Origin of the sequence: Mariprofundus sp. NF (genome assembly GCF_013387455.1) — a bacterium.
Lineage (GTDB): Bacteria > Pseudomonadota > Zetaproteobacteria > Mariprofundales > Mariprofundaceae > Mariprofundus.
Map to the genome: position 1 here is coordinate 542357 of NZ_VWNC01000001.1, position 20452 is coordinate 562808.

Genomic DNA, 20452 nt, shown 5'->3' on the forward strand with positions numbered 1-20452 from the left:
AGCTCCCTCTGTAACAAAGCATATCTATGGTATAGACCACTATTTAGAGGGCGTCAAAAAATGATTTATAGAAATTTGCTAGAGATGAGGACCTGTCCGGCTACTTTTTGCACAGCAGTGCTACCAGGTGATAGTTACTTTGCGTTTACCCCATTGGCGGGCGGCTTTGATATCACGTCCCATGTAGATGTCGATTTTGCGACTCCAGCGTTTGTTCATCTTATCTTTGACCAGAAAGGTACCGGGCAGGCCGTCAATCTTTACCCGCGTATTATGCTTTAAACCCATGCGCAGAAGATCACGCGAGACAGCAATTACCTTCATGCCGGGTTTGAGACGATCTCCCCATGCGCCGATGGAGGGGTTTCCCTGAGTTTGTGCTTTGACCGAGTTGTAGGCGGTAGCGGTGACCGTGAGTGAGTGGCCGGACAGCGAACCGGAGTGGGCAATACTACAGCTTCCCAGTGCAACAAAGAGCATGAGTAAAAAACTGCGCTTAAGTGATATTATCGATTTTCTCATAGGGTGAAGGCTGCCTGAATCGCTGATTTTAACTGTGATGCTGCTCAATAATGGCTGCAGCGGCTTTCATGCCATCAACAGCAGCACTGACAATGCCACCGGCATAACCGGCACCCTCACCAACAGGGTAAAGACCTTCTATATTGACCGATTGCATCGATTCATTGCGTTCAATGCGGATCGGTGAGCTGGTACGGGTTTCACTGGCCAGAAGGTTGGCTTCATCAGTAACAAAACCGCGCATCTTGCGATCAAAACCCAACAATCCTTCCGCCAGTGGATTGGCAACCCAGTGTGGCAGCAGCTGCCAGAGATCGGTAGCTATGGCTTCAGGCTTGAAGCGGGTAGGAGCGAGTTTGCCGGTTGCGCGTCGTTCAACGAAATCGGTGAGGCGCATAGTTGGGGCTGCATAGTGATCACCCGCTGCTTTGAAGGTGGCAACTTCAAGTTCTCTCTGAAATGCGATGCCCATCAGTGGATCCTCTTTGATGCCGTGACGTGCAATATCCTCAGGTGTGACCTGCACAACAATGCCGGAGTTGGCCCATTTTCCGCCACGCTTGGCATTACTCATACCATTGACTGCCATGGCTCCACTCTCTGTAGGTGAGGGTACAATCAGTCCTCCTGGACACATGCAAAAGCTGTAGACGCCACGTTGACCAAGATGTTTGTCGGCCACCTGATGGGTCAGTGAATATTCAGCAGCAGAGAGTTTGGCATGACCGGCTCTGTTGCCGAACTGGATGGCATCGATCAGGGCTTGCGGGTGTTCGGCACGAACGCCGACAGCGAAGGCCTTGGCCTCCATTTTGATGCCGAGCTGTTGCAGCCGTTTAAAGGTATCACGGGCCGAGTGGCCGGTAGCAAGAATCACATGATCCGCGCTGATTTCATCACCGCTGTCTGTGCGCACACCGTAAACTTTCCCATTTTCAATGAGCAGATCATCGACACGAGTCTCAAAGCGGTAATCGACACCCAGTTCAAGCAGGTGGTTGCGCATATTGCGCACGATGCGAACCAGTTTATCAGTGCCCAGATGCGGATGCGCATCAATGAGAATATCTTCTCTGGCACCGAAACGGACGAACTCGGCCAGTACCCAGCGCAGGAAGGGGTGTTTGATGCGGGTATAGAGTTTGCCATCGGTATAGGTGCCTGCACCGCCTTCACCGAAGCAGATGTTACTCTCAGTATCAAGTTCACCACGAGAGCGCAGGCGACCGATATCACGCATGCGCGTCTCCACCGGTTTGCCACGTTCCAGCAGGGTGACGCGGATACCGGATTCAGCCAGTGCCAGGGCAGCAAAGAGACCGGCCGGGCCAGCTCCGATGATTACAGCATGATGCTGCGCAGTAACCTTTCTGGTGAAAACTTCCGGTCGTGGCGGGGAGAGGGTGGAGTGTTCAAGTTTGCGGCAGTTGTTGGGTAGCGGATCGATGATTTGATCGACCTCAATCTCATAACTGCAGACAAAATGGATGTTCGTTTTTTTGCGCGCATCGATGGCACGGCGTGAACAGGTCGATGATAAAATCGCCTCTACAGTCAGATTCAACTGCTGCGCAATGCGGCGGGTTACGCTCGAATCACTCTCATCAAGTCCGACCTCAATATTGGAAATGGCATAAAGCACTTAGAGCGGCTGCTCAGACTGCTGCAAGGTGACCATGGCTGGTGTGGGTGATGGCGTTGTCGCCATTCACATAGACCAGTGCCGGATTGAAGTGTTCAGCCTCTTTGGCTTCCAGTTCAGCGTAGGTGCAGATGATCAGCAGATCACCGGGGCTGGCTTTATGAGCGGCAGCACCATTAACACCGATGGTGCCGGAACCGCGAGGAGCGGTGATGGCGTAGGTGGTGAAACGTTCGCCATTATTCACATTATAAATATGCAGCTGTTCAAAGGGCAGGATATTGGCCTGATCCATCAGATTCAGGTCGATGGCGCAGGAGCCTTCATAATCAAGCTCAGCGTGTGTCACGGTGGCGCGGTGAATTTTGGATTTCAGCATAGTCAATTTCATGGGGTTACTCCATCTGTAGCCAGGGGCAGCGGCATATTATCGATCAGGCGTGTGTTGCCGACGTTGGCGGCAATAAAAGCGCGGGCCGGTTGTCTGTTGAGTTTACGTTTCATCTTGAGAGAGGCTGCACTGCGGATATCAAGGTAGTCCGGTGTAATGCCGGCGTTATGCAGTATTCTGGTCGCGACAGCTTTCACCGCTTCGATATCGGACTCTCCGCTGGCAGCCATCTTCTGCATGGCAATAAGCGATTTAGAGATGGCCAGAGCAACCGTCCTGTCACCACCTGAGAGATAGCGGTTGCGACTGCTCAGCGCCAGCCCGTCAGACTCGCGCAGGGTAGGGCAGCCAATGATCTCAATGGCCATCTGCAGATCGGAAACCATGCGTTTGATAATTGCCAGCTGCTGCCAGTCCTTCTCTCCGAAGATGGCGATATCGGGCTGCACAATATTGAAGAGGATATTCACAACGGTGACCACACCATCAAAATGGCCGGGGCGAGATGCCCCGCAGAGGCACTCCGATAGCTTGGTTGCTTTCAGGGTGACTTTCGGGCCACTCTTCGGATAGAGGGTGGTGGGATGAAAGATGAAATCAACACCAGCTTCGGCGCACAGTTTGGCATCGTTTTCAAAGGTGCGCGGGTAGCGATCCAGATCCTCGTTGGGGCCGAACTGCAACGGATTAACATAGATACTGACAACCACGATATCAGCCATCTGCCTGGCCTTGCGGATCAGGCTTAAATGCCCCTCATGCAGGCAGCCCATGGTTGGCACAAAGGCAATGGTTTTAGAGCCGCGCAGCGATTTAAGCTGACGGCGGATTTCGGCTGCGGTGTTGGCTACTCTCATTTCGGAAACTGACCGGATTTAACATCGGCGCTCCAGCGGGCAATGGCGTCAGACATTACTTTGCGCACATCGGCATAGGCCGGAGCAAATGGCGGATTGGATTCGGAGATACCGACCAGATCATTGAAGACCAGTACCTGGGCATCACACTCGGCACTTGCACCGATGCCAACCGTTGGAATCTCCACATGCGAGGTGATGGCGGTTGCCAGCTCAGCAGGGATATTCTCCAGCACCAGTGCCACAGCACCGGCTTCAGTCACGGCTCTGGCATCGGCAATCAACTGCGCCTGTTCACTCTCGCTCTTGCCGCGTTTGCCATAGGAGCCGAACTTCTTCACCGATTGCGGGGTAAGTCCGATATGGGCAACCACAGCGATACCGCGCTCAGCCAGAAAACGGATGGTTTCGGCCATATGCAGGCCGCCCTCGATTTTCACCGCATCACAGCCGCTCTCCTGCAGAACACGAACGCTGGAGTCAAAGGCCTGCTCAGCAGATCTCTGATAGCTGCCAAAGGGGAGATCGCAGACCACCCATGCAAACTTGCGGCCGCGTACAACAGCGGAGGTATGGTGAATCATCTGATCAAGGGTAACGGGAAGGGTGGAGTCGTAGCCAAGGGATACCATGCCAAGGGAGTCGCCAACCAGCAGCACTTCGGCTCCGGCCATCTCGGCGATGGCGGCTGATGTCGCATCAGTAGCGGTCAGCCATACACTTTTTTCGTCACGCTGCTTGGCGCGCAAAAGCGTCGCTGCGGTGACAGGTTTGGTTATAGTCATCTCATTCCTTTCTGCTTCGGTCCGCCTCGTAAAAGGGTAGGTACCGTCTTTCAGGATGTGCGAAATATATATGTTGCTGGCTTACAATGCTAATAGAGCTCGAATTAGTCTGTTTGTAACTGTAATTGTTAAGCAGGTTTCTAGCTGTAATCGGCCCAGAACTCGTTGTGGGATTGCATGTTGCCGATGCGCTCGATCAGGGCATCGATTGTCTCATCCTGATCGGCAAAGTTCATGCGGTCGGTCTGTACGATCAGCAGGGGTGTCTCCTGATAGTGGAAGAAATATTGATCGTAAGCGCTCATCACCTTCTGAAGGTAGTCAGAGTTGATACCGCGCTCCATCGGGCGGTTGCGGCCCCTAATACGCTCCATAATCACACGCGGATTGGATTGCAGGTAGATCACCAGATCGGGTTTGTAGATATCGATAGCTACAAGCTTAGCGACCTGCTCATAGAGAGCCAGCTCCTCATCGGAGAGGGTGACTGTGGCAAACAGATGATCCTTGGCGAAGATAAAATCACTGACAACACCCTGTGTGAAGAGATCCTGCTGATGCAGCGATTGCCACTGTTTCAGACGTGAAAAGAGAAAGGAGAGCTGAACAGAGAGGGCGTGGCGGGAGGGGTCCTGATAGAAGAGTTCGATAAACGGATTGTCATCGACCTGTTCGAAAAAAGTGGTGCTACCGAGCTTGTCGGCAAGTTTTTGGGTCAGCGTGGTTTTACCAACGCCGATGGCTCCCTCAATGGCGATATGACACTGATCCAGTGGCCTCTTGCCAAAACGCTTGTCCATCAGTGTTACCATGCTTCCCCCTCAGGTAGTGGCGATTCGCCAGCCGCGATGATCTTCTCCAATCCTTCGGCTGCACTCAGCTTCAGCTGTGGATGTTGCCACTCCGGAGCCAGATCGCAAAGAGGGCGTAACACAAACTGACGCTCAAACATCAACGGGTGCGGCACAGAAAGTCTTTCCAAACTGATGATCTCCTGCTCAATGGCAACGATATCGAGATCAAGGGTGCGTGCTCCCCAATGCTCTTTGCGCTCTCTACCGTGCGCCAACTCAATGGCCTGTAGTGCATCAAGCAGCTCAATCGGCTGCATCTCCGTTGCAATGGCAATGACGGCGTTCAGGTAGTCGGGTTGTCCGGCAGGCCCGATAGCCGGGGTGCGGTAGCGTTTTGATGATTCAGTTACGCGTGTGTCGGGCAGTGCTGCAATCATGCTGCGGGCAGAGATGAAGGCGGCTTTAACGTCACCGAGATTGCCGCCAAGGGCGATATAAACAGTTGTCATGCGAAAGCGATGGCGCCGCCACGGCGGGGATCGCCGCAGCCATGCATATTGCCGGTTGCGGAGCGGGTGATGGCGTGAACACCACCGAAATAGACACTCTGACTCTGCCAGTCGCGTAGTTTCCAGCCCATCTGCATCAGCAACTCCCGCTCATGATCATTGAGGAATCCCGGTTCAATATCGAGTTGGTCGCCTTCGTTGTGCAGGCGCGGTGCATGCACAGCCGATTCAACATCTTGACCAAGCAGTTGATAGCGCAGTAGTGCTTGCAGAATAGCTCCACGCAGACGATTGGAGCCGCCGCTACCAAGTACCAGTGCGGGTTTGTCGTGCTCAAGGAATATTGAAGGAGCCATCATCGAGGAGAGTGTGGCACCACCGGGCAGGGCGTGGAAGCCCAGCGGATTGATATCCTCCTCTCCCAGCATGTTGTTCAGGTGAATGCCGGTGCCGGGCACAACAATGCCTGAGCCCTCACCATTGCTGCTGGTCATCGAGACGGCCAGTCCATCTTTGTCGATGACGCTGATGTGGGTGGTGCTGCCGTGGCGATTGTCAGGTTCTTTTGATTTTTCATCACCGATGCCCAGAAAACGTTCGCTGATTCTGGCAGCTGCTTTTTCAAGATGGTCGGGTTCAAACATCTGCTGCGTGATTTCAGGATCGTGGATGCGGGAGTCAAAACCCTCCCGGCGCAACAGGCTTGCCGCGCGCAGTCCTTCAGCGACCAGAACCGGCCACGGCAGGCCTGATGTCTCATGGTTTTGATAGAGGTGATCGAGCATGGTGGCTGCAAAACCGATGAGCAGGCCACCTGAGCTGGGGGGTGGATTGGTCAGCAGTGTGCCGCCAAGTAGATCGATGCTCAGAGGTTTGCGTTCAAACACCTGTCTGGCTCGCATATCCTCCATGCCGAGCAGCCCATAGGGGGAGCAGCTTTTAACAATCTCTTTGGCCAGATCACCGTGATACATCTCATCGATGCCTTCGATCGTTAACATCTCCAGCGTATTGGCCAGATCAGGGTTGCGGAAGGATTCACCCTCGCGCCATAACTCTTCTGAACTATCCCCAATCCTCATCGGTCTGTGCAGTGCTCTGCATGCATCGGTGTCGGTGAGAATAGGGGTGAGAAGTTTGATAAATGAGGCTTGCAGCTGATTCAGGCGGATGCCGCTTCTGGCTGCATCCAGACCCGGTGCCAGCACCTCCGATAGCGGTAGTTTGCCATGCACCTTGTGGGCATGAAACAGCATCGCCAGCAGTGACGGGGTTCCGACCGAAGCCTGACCGATATGAAAGGTTTGCACGGTATCACCAAAATCGATCGGTACCGCTTTCAGTTCAGGCTGGATACCGGTCAGTGCTTTACCAAACGGCATACGGGCAAAACCGTCATAGAGGGTGGCGCGGCTGGTGGAGTCGGCGACCAGCATAAAACCGCCACCTCCGGCGGCAGTGAGAACAGGTTCAGCAATAAATGATGTGGTGATGGCAGCAATGGCGGCATCAACGGCATTGCCACCGGCATTAAGAGTGAGTGCACCCGCTTCAGCAGTGGCCGGATGACCAGCGGCTACAATCCCGCGACTGTTTCCGCTCATGTTCCTTTCTGGTGAACGATAAAACCCCTGGTTTTCATCTTCTTTTCAATGGCGATCTGAAGTTTGTCTGCCTCGGCTCGCTGCTGCTCAGGGCCAGCCCAGACGGCATACAGCCCATTCGTTTTTTTAGAGAGAACACCACTCCAGCCATGATGTCTGAGCTGATCAATCAGACCCTGTGCCCGAGGTTTCTCCTTGAATGCACCCAGCTGTACGTAAAAACCACTGCCGGGCTCATCTGCAGAAGGGGCAGCTTTGATCACCGGTTGTTTGGCAACCTCTTTTTTGACAACAGGTTTAGCTGGTGCGATAACTGTTTTGGGTTTGATCGGTTCGGCAACAGGTTCCGGCTCGATCCGTTCGGGTTCCTCTGCAATGGTAGCAGGCAGATGTTTAGCCAGCGGTTTAGCGCGCTCTTCCTTCACCTCAGCTTCAGCAACCTGTTCAGGTGATGTTGTGAATAGATCGGGTTTAAGTGAGGCAATGAAAATAAGCAGCAGGCAGCAGGCAGCTACAATCCATGCCGTACGATGCTCTATCACTGATGCTTGCCAGTTTGTCTCTCCACTCATATCAGAAGCTCTTTGAATCAGCCGAGCACTTCATCCAGCTTTTCAGCAAAGCTATTGTAGCGGAAAGGTTTCTGCAGAATGTTGAAGGGTTTATCAGGGAAACGATCATAGAGATCTTCAGGGTAACCGGTGACAAACAGAATGCGATTGAGAATATTTGGATTGACCTGCTCAAGTGAGCTGTAGATCTCATCACCGCTAAGCTTGGGGATACGAACATCCAGAAGAATCAGTTGATACTGATCACCATGCGTGGTCAGCTCAAAAAGAGACTGCACAGGATCGCTCATGCTGGTGATGGCGCTCTGCATCCCTTTTTCACTGATATAACGGTTGAGAAATGCGGTCAGAATGCTCTGGACGCTATCTTCATCATCGATAATGAGTGCTTTCATTTCCATTACTCTTCCCCTCTAAGCAGCGCTGTTCCTCGCTGCTGCATGAGTCCCATCCATGGGTCTGGATCGGCTATCTGATTATAGCAGGCTTTCCGGATTTACGCGAGCCATGTTAAACCGGACGCCCCAGTGCAGGTGTGGGCCGGTTGCTCTTCCTGTAGCACCGACCTCACCGATGAGTTGGTGTGTTTCTACCCACGCCCCTTTTGTGACATGGATTTTACGCATATGCGAAAAGACGGAGACTAAACCATTTCCATGGCCGATGGCTACCGTATTACCATTAAGATACATCTCTCCGGCAAACAGCACTTTTCCAGCCAGCGGTGTCTTGATTGCGGTACCTGCTGCTGCGGCTATGTCGATACCTGAGTGCGGCGAGCGGGCAGCACCATTAACATAACGCTGAGCGCCGAACGGGGTGGATTCAATCCCTTCAGTCGGTTTGCCGAACATCCTGATATCAGGCGTCGCAGTCACGGGTTCAACATAGGTGGCTTTAAGCGCTTTCACCTCTTTGCGGATGCGGGCCAGCGTTGGTGCATCAAACTCGGCCATCTTCTTTTTGACCTGAATATGGGAGATGCGGAACTCACCCTTGATGACCATCAGCGTATCTCTGGCGATCACCTGTTTACCATCAGACCACTCAATGGGTAGCTCCCCCGGTTTGGTTTTAAGATCAACGCCAATCCAGCCGCGCCATTTGCCATCAGCCTGTTTTTTGGCTGGCCAGCGTTTGCCGAAACACCAGAGCCGAAGATTGCTGCTCTCAGATGCGGTCTCAACGGTGACCACATCACCCTGAATGGCCTGCCATGCTGCGGCCTGGGCTGTGCCAGTCATACCTGTGATCAGCAGCAGGCTGTAGATCAGATATCTCATATATTGTTCTCCTTCACACTTTTGACCTCGGTCTCTGCACTGCCATCATGGAAATGGATGTGAATCTGATCACCTGTAGCAAGGCCTGCGGCGGCGGTGATCAGTTTGCCACTGCTGTCGTAGCTCAGGCTGTAACCGCGCTTGAGTACACCAGTCGGATCCAGCTCTTTGAGTTTACCGGCCAGCAGTTCGAAACGGTGACGCTGCTCTCCAATTTGGGACTGTTCTGTTTTAAGATTACGCTGCTGCTCTTGCAGTCGTTGCCTCTGTTTCTGTAGTCCGCTGAGCAGTGACTGGCTGAGCTGAATCGCACTCTTCGACCAGTCAGAACGCTGTTGCTGCAGTCGCGCTCCGGGCTGTAGTGGTGCCAGCCGCTTCTCAATCGTGCGCAGCGGTGACCGCAGCTGGCTGATATTGATCTGCGCCGCATGTTTCAGACGCGTACGTGCCTGCTCGCTTCTATGATGGCGCGCATCAAAATGGCGCTGCCATGCCGATTGCTCTCGAGAGCGCATGCTCTGCAGCTGCTCAGAGAGTCTGCTCAACTGCTGCTGCATCAGTCCGCGCAGAGCAGCGAGGCGGGGCAGCTGTTTGCGAAGCTCATCACGGGATGGGATCGCGATCTCTGCAGCATTGGAGGGGGTGGCAGCACGAATATCAGCAGCAAAATCAGCCAGCGTGGTATCGATCTCATGGCCTACGCCGGAGATGATCGGAATGGGGCAATCCACGATAGCTTGCACGGTGATCTCATCATTAAAACACCAGAGATCCTCAATGCTACCGCCGCCACGCACCAGCAGGATCAGATCCGGTGGTGAATCCATGCTGCTCAGTCGCCTGATGGCAGCAGCGATGGCGGCTGGTGCACTGCTTCCCTGCACCAATGCAGGGGAGAGGGTCAGTTGTAGCCAGGCCGGGCGTGTGGCCAATACTTTTTTGACATCTTCAAATGCAGCGGCGGTGGGGGATGTGACAATACCGATATGTTTGGGTAGTGAAGGTGGTGTGCGTTTGCTTTGCGGATCAAACCAGCCGCGTTCGCTAAATAGCTGCTTTCTGCGTTCAAACTCTGCAGCCAGTGCGCCTGCCCCGGCAACTTCAATCCTGGTCACCACCAGCTGGTAGCTACCGCGCGGCTCATAGAGAGAGAGGTGGCCGGTAAAGGTGAATTCACCACCCTCTTCGGGAAGGGTTTTCAGGCGCAGGGCAGCCGAGCGCCAAACCACTGCAGAGATCGCAGCATGTGCATCTTTGATGGTGAAATAGAGGTGGCCGGAAGATGGTTTAGTTAGTCGTGAGACTTCACCGGTCACTTGCACATGCGCAAATCCCTGCTCCAGCATCTGTTTGATACGGGCAGTAAGTTCGGTAACCGAGAAGACCTTGTGATCAGAAGCTGTGGACACCTGGATATTGTGTCGTGCTTGGCTACAGGGTCAACAGAAGGATTGTTGCTGCTCTACTCCTCTTCGGAAAACTTCGCTTCATCATCCAGTTCATGTTCATAGGGAAGATCCATAAAGCAGCCCAGTTCCGAGTGCGCAATATGCGGGCTCATATAGGCATAACTTCTCATTAATTTACCAAGATCAATATCGTCATTAAACATCTCTCTCTCCTTGTTTATTTCAGCGTAGTTCTGATCGATTCCTTTTGTTGGTCAGCGTGTAGATCTATTGTGTGATCATGATGACAATCGCATGACAGCGCTGTGACATGGAGGTATAGAGAGGCTGTGATGTTGATGTAGGAGTAACCTGCCCATGCCGCATTGCTCATCAAGCCCTTTACCGGAACTGTTGAAATAGAAAAAGCCGCTTACCCCTCTGTTTCTGGCCAGACGCATTACAGGTGTATTGACACCTTTGCATAGCGCATAGGTGGTCGCAGTTGGATTAGATTTTTTATACCACTCAAGCAGTGCGATGCCTCGACAACCGGGATCATCAATATCGGCGATAAATATCCCGGGCTGTAGTCTGCAGAGATTGTGAAAGCCGCTATTGGGGGGGAGGATGGTCATCTTCCAACCATGTTTATGTAAAAGTTCGCCAATCTGATGGCAGGCTTGAGATTGTTGTGCAATGATGGCGGCTTGTTTTTGTTGCTGCATATGGCTTTCACTCCTCTGCAGTGATACTGACAGGTATGCATGGCAACTTGATGACAACAATTTGTCATGGTCGTGCCATGGTCATTTGCTATGCTCTGCACAACTGCAGTGAACCATCTACAGTGAGGAGATATTTTGAGCCAACAGCCAACTATAGAACTTGACCATAGCGACCTCTATCTGAACCGGGATATGAGCATGTTGCAGTTCAACCGGCGTGTGTTTGAGATGGCGGCCGACAGCGCATTGCCGCTGCTGGAGCGGTTGAAGTTTCTCTGTATCAGCAGCACCAATATGGATGAGTTTTTCGAAGTGCGCGTGGCAGCGCAGAAGCATCGCCTTGCCATGGGTTCACTCTCAACGGCGGCGGATGGACTGACTGCCGGTGAGATTCTCTCGCAGGTGCGTGGTCGTGTGGATGCACTGGTGGCCGATCAGTATACGCTGCTTAATGAGTCGCTACTGCCTGCACTGGAAGAGGAGAATATCCGGATTCTGCGCCGAGCTGACTGGAGTGAAGCGCAGACAGTCTGGATTCGCCGCTTCTTCCGTCGTGAACTGCTGCCTCTGCTGACCCCGATCGGGCTGGATCCGGCTCACCCCTTCCCGCGCCTGCTCAGCAAGATTCTAAATTTCGTTGTTTCGCTGGAGGGCAAGGATGCCTTTGGTCGCGAAGCTCATTACGCCATTGTGCAGGCACCGCGCTCGCTGCCGCGGGTGATCCGCTTGCCAGAGGAGATTGCCGGTGCCGGAGATCATTTTGTACTGCTCTCCTCGATCATTCATGCCCATGTCGGTGACTTTTTTCCCGGCATGGAGGCCAAAGCCTGTCATCAGTTCCGCATTACCCGAAACAGTGGCCTGCTGGTCGATGAGGAGGAGCTTGTTGATCTGAAACAGGCAGTTGCCGGTGAGTTACTGGAGCGCCGTTTCAGCAAAGAGGTACGTCTTGAGGTATCACAGCGCTGTCCGCAGGAGCTGGTTGAGTTTCTGCTAGAGCAGTTTTCACTCGCCCATCAGGATCTCTACCGCGTGGATGGATTGGTTAACCTCTATCGACTTGCAGCTATTTATGATGAGGTCGACAGGCCCGATCTGAAATACCCGGTATTTGAGGCCGGGGTCCCGGCACAACTGCGCGATGAAGAGTTCACGATGTTCGATGTGATTCAGCAGGGTGATCTGCTGCTCCACCACCCTTTCCAGAGCTTTGCACCGGTGGTGGAGCTGCTTAATCAGGCAGCCGCTGATCCGAATGTGCTGGTGATCAAGCAGACGATGTACCGGGTGGTGCCCGATTCGCCGTTGGTGGATGCGCTGGTACGGGCAGCGCGTGCCAACAAAGAGGTGGTGGCAGTTATCGAACTGATGGCACGCTTTAATGAAGAGGAGAATATTGCCCTGGCCAACAAGCTCTCAGCTGCCGGTGTGCAGGTGGTCTACGGTGTGGTGGGTTATAAAACCCACTGTAAAATGCTGATGGTGGTGCGCCGTGAAGGTCGCAAACTGCGTCGGTATGTGCATCTGGGTACCGGTAATTATCACACCGTGACCAGTCGTTTCTACACCGATTTCGGGTTGCTTAGTTGTCATCCGGAACTGGGTGAGGATGTGCATAAACTGTTCCAGCAGTTGACCGGGCTTGGCAAAGCCATGCGCCTGAAAGCGATGTTATCGGCACCGTTTACGCTGCATAAGGGTGTGATTGAGCGCATCAACCGCGAGGCGGAAACTGCGCGTAGCGGAGGCGAGGCGAGAATTCGCGCCAAGATCAACGGGCTAGAAGAGCCTGAAGTGATCAGGGCGCTCTATCGTGCCTCCCAGGCCGGTGTGAAAATTGATCTGGTTGTGCGCGGCATCTGCTGCCTGCGTCCGGGCATAACCGGGATTTCAGAAAATATCCGTGTGCGTTCGGTGCTGGGTCGTTTTCTTGAGCACACCCGTATCTACTATTTCCACAATGGTGGTGATTCAGAGGTGTTCTGTGCCAGTGCGGACTGGATGAGCCGCAATCTGCTCAGGCGCGTGGAGACCTGTTTCCCTGTGCGCGATCCCGCCTTGAAAAAAGAGGTGATTGCTCAGGGGCTGACGCCTTACCTCTCTGATAATGCGGCAACATGGCAGCTGAAATCCGATGGCTCATATCAACGTGTGCAGAGTCGGACGCAGATAAAAAATGCGCAGGTGATGTTGATGCAGAAACTGGGAACCTTGAAAGAGTAGGGTTTAACTTGGTTGTTCGAGGTCGATGTGCAGGGGCAGGCCAAAAGCTTCTCTGAAATAGTCTGCGGTCTGAAGGGCGGCCCAGCGTTCCAGCAACATATCACCACTGCCTTCGATATTCAGGGCTGCGGTCTCCGGCTCAACATTCAAACTCAAGCGACTGATGCGGTTGCGGCGCTCCTTGTTCAGAGCGATAGCCAGTCGCAGCAGGGCACTGAGTTGCCACACCTTCAACTGGGCACTTTTAGATAGCTCTGAGAACTCCTTGTGGCTATCTGAGGGGCTGCCTTTGCGTTGATAGCGCACAAGCTGGGTGAGTATCTGTTTTTCATTATCACTTAAGCCGAGCAGCGGTGCTACCGATATGAGATAGGCGGCATGGCGGTGGTGACCGCCGACGCGCACATACATGCCGATCTCATGCACCAGGGCTGCGACCTCCAGCAGAAGTCTGTCACGATGGTGTAGGGCATGCAGTTCACGGCTCTGATCAAACAGTACCAGCGCAAGACCTGCCACCTCTTTGCCATATTTACGATCCACATGGTATTTGTTTTTCAGACTGCGTGCCCATGCAATGAGATTACGACGCTGTGAATCAAAGGTCTGCTCTTCGCTGTCCACCATATCCAGAACAATGCCATCGAGCAGGCTGGCATCAGGCATCACCATTTTCTTGGCGCCGGAGAGCTTCATAATCTCATAAAACACCATGGCAGCAGGCAGGATTACATCGGCTCGATCAGGCCTCAGCCCCAGATCACGAACACGCTCCTCAAAGCTGAGTTTGGATAGTTTTCTGATCAGTTTTTTCAGCTCTTTGCGACGGATGCAGGCTGCTGATTCAGTTCCCAGAATCTGAAAAGCCAACTCACCGATGGCAGAAGCATTGCCACCGGTTGCAATGCAGCTGTCGGCCTTGCGGCTGCCGATCTGTTCGCGAAGTTTTTTGCGTGTGCCATCGAGGTATTCAGAGAGCAGGGTGTTGAAATCACCCTCCTGACCGAGCATCTCCAGCAGGCGAACGGTGCCGATCTTAAAGCTTTGGGCACCAATCACTTCGCCATCATCACATGTGGTGACCTCAACGCTGCCGCCACCCATATCGATCAGTACCGTAAACTTATCTTCCATATCGACACGGCGGCTGATCGAGTAGTGCACCAGTCGTGCCTCCTCTTCGCCGCTGATCAGTTGAAGATCTATGTTTGTTTCATCAAAAATACGTTTGGCCAGCTCTCTGCCATTTTTGGAGTCACGCATCGCACTGGTCGCCGTGGCGCGGTATTTCTCAATCTGGTGCTGATCAAGGATGCGGCGAAACTGCCGGAATGCCTCCAGCGCATCTTCCATGGTCTGCGGGCTGAAGGTACCGCTGGTAAAAGCGTCATGACCAAGACGAACCGGCTCTCTGTAGCGCTGAACCAGTGTCGGCGTGCCGCTGGTATCCTGCATGGCGATACCAAGACGCATGGCATTGGAGCCGACATCAATAGCCGCGACAAGAGCGCTGTTCTCGGGTAGTGCATCATCTGAAATAAGGCTGACAAATTCCATCTGCTTATGCTGCCGTGGTGTTTAGGAAATCGCTATCTAATTTCGGCACAGATCCATATTCCTGTGTATTAATTGTGGATTTGCAGTGTAGAATATTTCGTCCTCTGTAGATAGGGGCGACACTCTACTCAGGGAGTATGCATGATGGATGCACCGTTTAATGATGAGAATCAGAATAAAGAGAGTTCACAGCGTAGCTCAAATCCGGAGACAAGGCCTTACGATGCCTTGATCAATCAACATGGTTTTGATGATAGTAAGGTTGAGAAAATCATCACCTCCTATCTGCAGGAGCAGGAGCTTAAACCCTATCAGGCTGAGCTAATTAACCTTCAGCAACACCTTGAACAGACCAAGCAGCGCATGATTATTCTCTTTGAAGGCAGGGATGCCGCGGGCAAAGGTGGAACCATTCGCAGTGTGACCCGTTATATGAATGAGAAGCACTATCGCGTTATTGCGCTGGGTAAGCCGACCGAAGAGCAGCGCACGCAGTGGTTTTTCCAGAAGTATGTCTCCCAGTTTCCCCGCGGTGGAGAGATCGCGATGTTTGATCGCAGCTGGTACAACCGCGCTATGGTGGAGCCGGTGTTCGGCTTCTGCACGGATGAGGAGTATAACAACTTTATGACCGGTGTGGTCGGCTTTGAGAAGGATCTGGTGCGTCAGGGAACTATTCTGGTGAAGATCTACTTCAGTGTGACCAAAGAGATGCAGCAGAAACGATTTGAACGTCGTAAGGATGATCCACTACGGCAGTGGAAGCTCTCCGAGGTGGATGTGCAGGCGCAGGAGCGCTGGGACGATTTTGATAAGGTGAAGTTCGAGATGCTCAAGCATACCCACACTGCAGCTGCACCGTGGACGCTTATCCGCTCTGCCAATAAACACCTGGCCCGCCTCAATGCCATTAAAGTGATCCTTAACGCTGTGGAGTATGAAACCAGCAATCTGGAGCTCGATTATGTGCCGGATGACACGATTGTGATTTCCGGAGCAAGAGAGATTGAACTGATGCAGAAGGAGAGGTTGCGCAGCAAGGGGAAGAAAAAAGGGTAAATGGCCTCCTCAGACAGGCAAGGGAGCGCTTGATCATACCCTTGCCTGTTTTATGGTCGTGTTGTAGTAGTGATAACTGTCGGAGTGCAATTTGAGGCTTCAAGATTTGCTCAGGGTGTGTATAATGCTACCCCTCTTGCGGAACCGCTCCGCGTGAGCAATTCAACCCCTGGAGAATAATAATGACTACCTTGGTTAATGCTGATTTCACCCCTAAAACAGATGAAGCTGATGGCTCAGAAGCTCAGGCCAAGTGTTATGACCGGCTGATTGAAAAAAATGAGCTTACTGATGAGAAGGTGAAGAAGGTTCTCACCAAATATCTGCAGGAGCAGGAGCTTAAACCGTTTCAGGCGGAATTGATTAATCTGCAGAAGCATCTGGAACAGACCAATCAGCGCATGATTATCCTCTTTGAGGGCAGGGATGCAGCAGGCAAGGGCGGCACCATTCGCCGTGTTACCCGTTACATGAATGAGAAACATTATCGCATCATTGCCATGGGCAAACCGACTGATGAGCAGCGCACGCAGTGGTTCTTCCAGAAATATGTCTCCCAGTTCCCACATGGTGGTGAGATCGCCATGTTTGATCGTAGCTGGTACAACCGTGCGATGGTAGAGCCGGTGTTCGGCTTCTGCAGCGATGCCGAGTATAAGAACTTCATGAAGGGTGTCGGTGGTTTTGAGAAGGATCTGGTACGTCAGGGCACCATTCTGGTGAAGATCTACTTCAGTGTAACCAAGGATGTGCAGCAGAAGCGCTTTGATCGCCGCAAGGATGATCCACTGCGCCAGTGGAAACTCTCTGAAGTGGATGTGCAGGCGCAGGAGCGCTGGGAAGATTTTGATAAGGTGAAGTTTGAGATGCTTAGGCGCACCCATACTGCCTCAGCACCGTGGACTGTGATTCGCTCTACCGATAAACATCTGGCTCGTCTGAATGCCATCAGGGTGATCCTCAACTCAGTCGATTATGACAAAGTGAACATGGAACTTGATTATGTGCCTGATGACAATGTGGTGATTTCAGGTGCGCGTGAGATTGAGTTAATGCAGCGGGATCGCTTGCGCAGTAAGAGCAGAAACAAAGTAGCGGATGATCTGCCAGAAGCGGATCAGTCAGCATAACGATCAAAGGGCGGTTTTTACCGCCCTTTTTTTTATTCACAACCTGTATGAAACAGCCACAATCGAGTTTATTCATATTTCAAAGGGGCTGCTTTTGTGTATAATGCCGGGTCCTTTTGGAGATGTAGCGTGTCAGAGGGAATTCAAATATTTAAGGAGTAGAAAGAGATGAATCTGTTGGCAAACCCTGAGGTTACCCTGGATGAGGGCCCGGAGGTCATGCCGCAAGAAAATCCTCCCTGCTATGAACAACTCATAGAAGAGCATGGACTAAGCGACAATAAAGTAGAAAGCATCATCACCAAATATCTGCAGGAGAGAGAGCTCAAGCCCTATCAGGCCGAGCTGATCAAACTGCAGCAACATCTTGATAAAACGAATCAACGTATGATTATTCTATTTGAAGGCCGGGATGCAGCAGCCAAGGGCGGCACCATTCGCCGCGTTACCCGTTACATGAATGAAAAACATTACCGCATCATCGCTATGGGAAAGCCGACCGAAGAGCAGCGTAGTCAGTGGTTCTTCCAGAAATATGTCTCCCAGTTTCCACATGGTGGCGAGGTCGTGCTGTTTGATCGCAGCTGGTACAACCGGGCCATGGTTGAGCCTGTTTTCGGATTCTGTTCAACAGAAGAGTATAAAAATTTCATGAAGGGTGTGATTGGTTTTGAGAAGGATCTCATTCGTCAGGGTACAATTCTCGTAAAACTCTATTTCAGCGTCACCAAAGATGCCCAGAAGGCCCGCTTTGACCGGCGCACCACTGATCCGCTCAGGCAGTGGAAGCTCTCTGAAGTGGATATGCAGGCACAGGAGCGCTGGGACGACTTTACCAAAACAAAGTATGAGATGCTTAAGCGCACGCATACCTCATCAGCGCCATGGACGGTGATTCGTTCGATGGATAAACATAAATGCAGACTCAATGCCATCAAGACCATCCTCAATGCGGTGGATTATGAAGGTTATAATGAAGGCCTGGATTTTGTACCTGATGAGAAGGTGGTGATCTCCGGAGCCAGAGAGATCGAGCTGATGAATAAGCAGCGTCTGAGAAGCGGTAAATTTACTGGCTGATCGTTGATCATATGTAACGCCCTCTGAGATGGGGGCATTAAGGTTTCCCTTGCCTGCGCAATCTGCCTGGCAGGGCCTAATATTTTATATGAAGGAATAGGATATAATATTCGTGAAAAGCACACTGCATAAAATAATGCTTCCGGCCATTCTACTGGTTCTGGCCTACGGCTTCTGGGTCAGTCCCGACTTTAAAGAGATTGCAGCGGGCGTTGCAATTTTCCTCTTCGGCATGCTCTCCCTTGAGGAGGGTTTCAAAGCATTTACGGGCGGAATTCTTGAGAAGATTCTCAAGAGAACTACCAACAGGCTCTGGAAGAGTGTCTCTTTCGGTATCCTTTCAACGACCATCATGCAGTCCAGTTCGCTCGTCTCTGTGATTACGATCTCATTCCTCGGTGCCGGGCTGATCGGCCTTGCTCAGGGTGTTGGTATTATCTTTGGTGCGAATATCGGTACGACAACCGGAGCCTGGCTGGTGGCCGGTTTCGGTCTGAAGGTGAAGATTTCGGCCTATGCCATGCCGATGCTGGTCTTCGGCGTGATTATGATTTTCCAGAAATCGCGCCACATCAAAGGCATCGGTTATGTTCTGACCGGTCTCGGCTTCCTCTTCCTCGGTATTCACCATATGAAAGAGGGTTTTGAAACCTTCAAATCTGCCATCGATCTGGCCGAATATGCGGTGACCGGATATCCCGGACTTTTCCTGTTTACGGCAATCGGAATCTTTGCAACGGTGGTGATGCAGTCGAGTCATGCCACGCTGGTGCTGATTATTACCGCATTGGCTGCACAGCAGATCTCCTATGAGAATGCGCTGGCACTGGCGATTGGCGCCAATGTAGGTACGACGATTACGGCAATTCTCGGCGCACTATCATCCAATGAGGTGGGCAAACGGCTGGCCGGAGCACATCTTATATTTAATGTGACGACAGGTCTGATTGCGATTGCCTTTATTCACCAGCTATTGGTGGCTGTGGATCTCATCAGTGCCTATGTAGGTATTGGCGAAACTGATTACACCCTTAAACTGGCCGTATTCCATACCCTGTTCAACCTGATCGGAGTCATCGTGATGATCCCGTTCACTAATCATCTGGTGGTTTTCCTTGAGCGGGTGATTAAGTCTGAGCCGGATCGCTATGCACAGCCGAAATACCTCAATGAAGGATCACTCGAGTTTGGCGATACCGCCCTTGAGGCGTTGCGCATGGAGACGGCACGTGTGTATGGGAAAGCAACCGATGTGATCGCCAAGGGTCTGTCTCTGAATAAGGAGGAGATTCTCTCTGATGCTAAACTTAAAAAGGTGATTGCACAGCATGCTCGTGCGATTGATTATGATATCGATGATGTCTATGAGCATGAGATCAAGCATCTCTGCAGTGCGATTCTCGATTACACCAATAAACTCTCCTCTGCTGATCCGGTCATTGCCAGGCAGATCAGTCGAATCCGCATGGCCAATCAATCGATCCTGATTGCACTCAAAGATGTGAAACATCTACAGAAGAATATGAAGCGCTATATTGCTTCTGATAACCCGGAGATCAGCGCTGAATATAACCGGCTGCGTCAGCGTATCGCCAAGGTGATGCGCCGACTGGAGAAGATTCGTGCCAGTGGTGAGACGAGTACGACATCCATTCTTTCGCTGGATGCGTTGAAGCTGACACTGGAGAAAAATATGAGTCTGTTGCATGAGCGTATGAATGAATTGATCCGTGATGGCAAAGTCTCGGCTGAGATGGCGATATCGTTGATGAATGACAGTAATTATACCTATAGTATTATCCATAACCTGATTCAGATTAACCATAACTATCTGAAATCCGAAGAGGGGGGTGAGACAGAGGCCGAACATATGATCGCTTTGAATCGGGAAGAGATCGGCACTGTACTGGCAGATGATCGGGAAATTACAGAGTATAGGTGAACGGGGATTAGCATGAAATTTGACAATACATTGAAAAAGAAGCTGTTGAAGAAGCTTAAATCGTACATGAATGCAGAGGCCGAACAGATCCAGCAGGAAGATGATGGTCTCTCCAAAGTGCTTAAAAAGCTTAAAAAGAAAGAGAAGCATCTTGAATCGTTGATTGCTTCTGAGCGTGATAAAGATGAGCGCGAGATGCTTGAGCAGGAGTTGCAAGTGGTGCATTCACAACGCAAAAAAGGCATCACACTGCTCTCCTCTGTGCGTAAGAAAGGTAAAAAATAAGCAGTTCACACTGCCTCTGAACCCCTGCTTCAAACGCAGTGCTCTGGTTTTTCCGGGCGCTGTTTTTTTATGCAAAGGAAAAAGTGTCATTGTTCCTTTGC

At 51.9% G+C, this 20452-nt stretch carries 21 protein-coding genes; 6 read left to right on the forward strand and 15 right to left on the reverse strand.

What is annotated here, in order from left to right; translation table 11 throughout:
* Positions 1–120: 120 nt before the first annotated feature.
* The 14 genes from F3F96_RS02535 to F3F96_RS02600 form a co-directional block, all read right to left on the reverse strand.
* Positions 121–522 (reverse strand): 3D domain-containing protein, encoded by a 402-nt coding sequence (locus F3F96_RS02535; protein ID WP_241697600.1) that lies wholly within the window; start codon positions 520–522, stop codon positions 121–123.
* 28 nt (positions 523–550) lie between these two features.
* Positions 551–2164, reverse strand: a complete 1614-nt coding sequence (locus F3F96_RS02540; RefSeq protein ID WP_176961658.1) for an FAD-dependent oxidoreductase — start codon at positions 2162–2164, stop codon at positions 551–553.
* 13 nt (positions 2165–2177) lie between these two features.
* Positions 2178–2555 carry an aspartate 1-decarboxylase gene (panD, locus tag F3F96_RS02545; protein ID WP_176961659.1) on the reverse strand — a complete coding sequence of 126 codons (378 nt, stop codon included), beginning with the start codon at positions 2553–2555 and terminating at the stop codon, positions 2178–2180.
* Complete coding sequence (panC, locus tag F3F96_RS02550; protein WP_176961660.1) at positions 2552–3412, reverse strand: pantoate--beta-alanine ligase; 861 nt, start codon at positions 3410–3412, stop codon at positions 2552–2554. The genes panD and panC overlap by 4 nt, the downstream gene beginning before the upstream one ends.
* Positions 3409–4197: a 3-methyl-2-oxobutanoate hydroxymethyltransferase gene (gene panB, locus F3F96_RS02555; protein WP_176961661.1), complete on the reverse strand. Its 789-nt coding sequence runs from the start codon at positions 4195–4197 to the stop codon at positions 3409–3411. The genes panC and panB overlap by 4 nt, the downstream gene beginning before the upstream one ends.
* Before the next feature lie 140 nt (positions 4198–4337).
* Positions 4338–5009, reverse strand: a complete 672-nt coding sequence (locus F3F96_RS02560) for a deoxynucleoside kinase (RefSeq protein WP_176961662.1) — start codon at positions 5007–5009, stop codon at positions 4338–4340.
* On the reverse strand, positions 5003–5500 hold the full coding sequence (gene folK / locus F3F96_RS02565) for a 2-amino-4-hydroxy-6-hydroxymethyldihydropteridine diphosphokinase (protein WP_176961663.1): 498 nt from the start codon (positions 5498–5500) through the stop codon (positions 5003–5005). Before folK ends, F3F96_RS02560 begins: the two co-directional genes overlap by 7 nt.
* On the reverse strand, positions 5497–7104 hold the full coding sequence (locus F3F96_RS02570) for a gamma-glutamyltransferase family protein (protein ID WP_176961664.1): 1608 nt from the start codon (positions 7102–7104) through the stop codon (positions 5497–5499). The genes folK and F3F96_RS02570 overlap by 4 nt, the downstream gene beginning before the upstream one ends.
* Complete coding sequence (locus F3F96_RS02575; RefSeq protein ID WP_176961665.1) at positions 7101–7676, reverse strand: SPOR domain-containing protein; 576 nt, start codon at positions 7674–7676, stop codon at positions 7101–7103. The genes F3F96_RS02570 and F3F96_RS02575 overlap by 4 nt, the downstream gene beginning before the upstream one ends.
* Before the next feature lie 17 nt (positions 7677–7693).
* Complete coding sequence (locus F3F96_RS02580; RefSeq protein ID WP_241697601.1) at positions 7694–8071, reverse strand: response regulator; 378 nt, start codon at positions 8069–8071, stop codon at positions 7694–7696.
* Positions 8072–8152: 81 nt separating this feature from the next.
* Complete coding sequence (locus tag F3F96_RS02585; RefSeq protein WP_176961667.1) at positions 8153–8959, reverse strand: M23 family metallopeptidase; 807 nt, start codon at positions 8957–8959, stop codon at positions 8153–8155.
* Positions 8956–10368 carry an exodeoxyribonuclease VII large subunit gene (gene xseA, locus F3F96_RS02590; protein WP_370465484.1) on the reverse strand — a complete coding sequence of 471 codons (1413 nt, stop codon included), beginning with the start codon at positions 10366–10368 and terminating at the stop codon, positions 8956–8958. Before xseA ends, F3F96_RS02585 begins: the two co-directional genes overlap by 4 nt.
* A 53-nt stretch (positions 10369–10421) precedes the next feature.
* Entirely contained in the window at positions 10422–10571 is a 150-nt protein-coding gene (locus tag F3F96_RS02595; RefSeq protein ID WP_176961668.1) for a hypothetical protein, read from the reverse strand.
* A gap of 75 nt (positions 10572–10646) precedes the next feature.
* Positions 10647–11075: a hypothetical protein gene (locus tag F3F96_RS02600; RefSeq protein ID WP_176961669.1), complete on the reverse strand. Its 429-nt coding sequence runs from the start codon at positions 11073–11075 to the stop codon at positions 10647–10649.
* A gap of 135 nt (positions 11076–11210) precedes the next feature.
* Between F3F96_RS02600 and ppk1 the strand changes: the two genes are divergently transcribed.
* Positions 11211–13298, forward strand: coding sequence for a polyphosphate kinase 1 (gene ppk1 / locus F3F96_RS02605; RefSeq protein ID WP_176961670.1), 2088 nt, complete (start codon positions 11211–11213; stop codon positions 13296–13298).
* A 3-nt stretch (positions 13299–13301) separates the two neighbouring features.
* Here ppk1 and F3F96_RS02610 read toward each other — a convergent pair whose 3' ends face one another.
* Complete coding sequence (locus tag F3F96_RS02610) at positions 13302–14855, reverse strand: Ppx/GppA phosphatase family protein (RefSeq protein ID WP_176961671.1); 1554 nt, start codon at positions 14853–14855, stop codon at positions 13302–13304.
* A 141-nt stretch (positions 14856–14996) separates the two neighbouring features.
* Here F3F96_RS02610 and ppk2 (F3F96_RS02615) point away from each other — a divergent pair, with 141 nt between their 5' ends.
* The 5 genes from ppk2 (F3F96_RS02615) (at position 14997) to F3F96_RS02635 (ending at position 20351) form a co-directional block, all read left to right on the forward strand.
* Positions 14997–15914: a polyphosphate kinase 2 gene (gene ppk2, locus F3F96_RS02615; RefSeq protein WP_241697602.1), complete on the forward strand. Its 918-nt coding sequence runs from the start codon at positions 14997–14999 to the stop codon at positions 15912–15914.
* A 182-nt stretch (positions 15915–16096) separates the two neighbouring features.
* The gene (gene ppk2 / locus F3F96_RS02620; protein WP_176961672.1) at positions 16097–17044 is read left to right on the forward strand and encodes a polyphosphate kinase 2; all 948 of its coding nucleotides are present in this window, start codon (positions 16097–16099) and stop codon (positions 17042–17044) included.
* A gap of 219 nt (positions 17045–17263) precedes the next feature.
* Complete coding sequence (gene ppk2, locus F3F96_RS02625) at positions 17264–18124, forward strand: polyphosphate kinase 2 (protein WP_370465487.1); 861 nt, start codon at positions 17264–17266, stop codon at positions 18122–18124.
* A 112-nt stretch (positions 18125–18236) separates the two neighbouring features.
* Positions 18237–20066: a Na/Pi cotransporter family protein gene (locus tag F3F96_RS02630; RefSeq protein WP_206675252.1), complete on the forward strand. Its 1830-nt coding sequence runs from the start codon at positions 18237–18239 to the stop codon at positions 20064–20066.
* Positions 20067–20078: 12 nt separating this feature from the next.
* Positions 20079–20351 carry a hypothetical protein gene (locus tag F3F96_RS02635; protein ID WP_176961674.1) on the forward strand — a complete coding sequence of 91 codons (273 nt, stop codon included), beginning with the start codon at positions 20079–20081 and terminating at the stop codon, positions 20349–20351.
* The last annotated feature ends 101 nt before the right edge of the window (positions 20352–20452 follow it).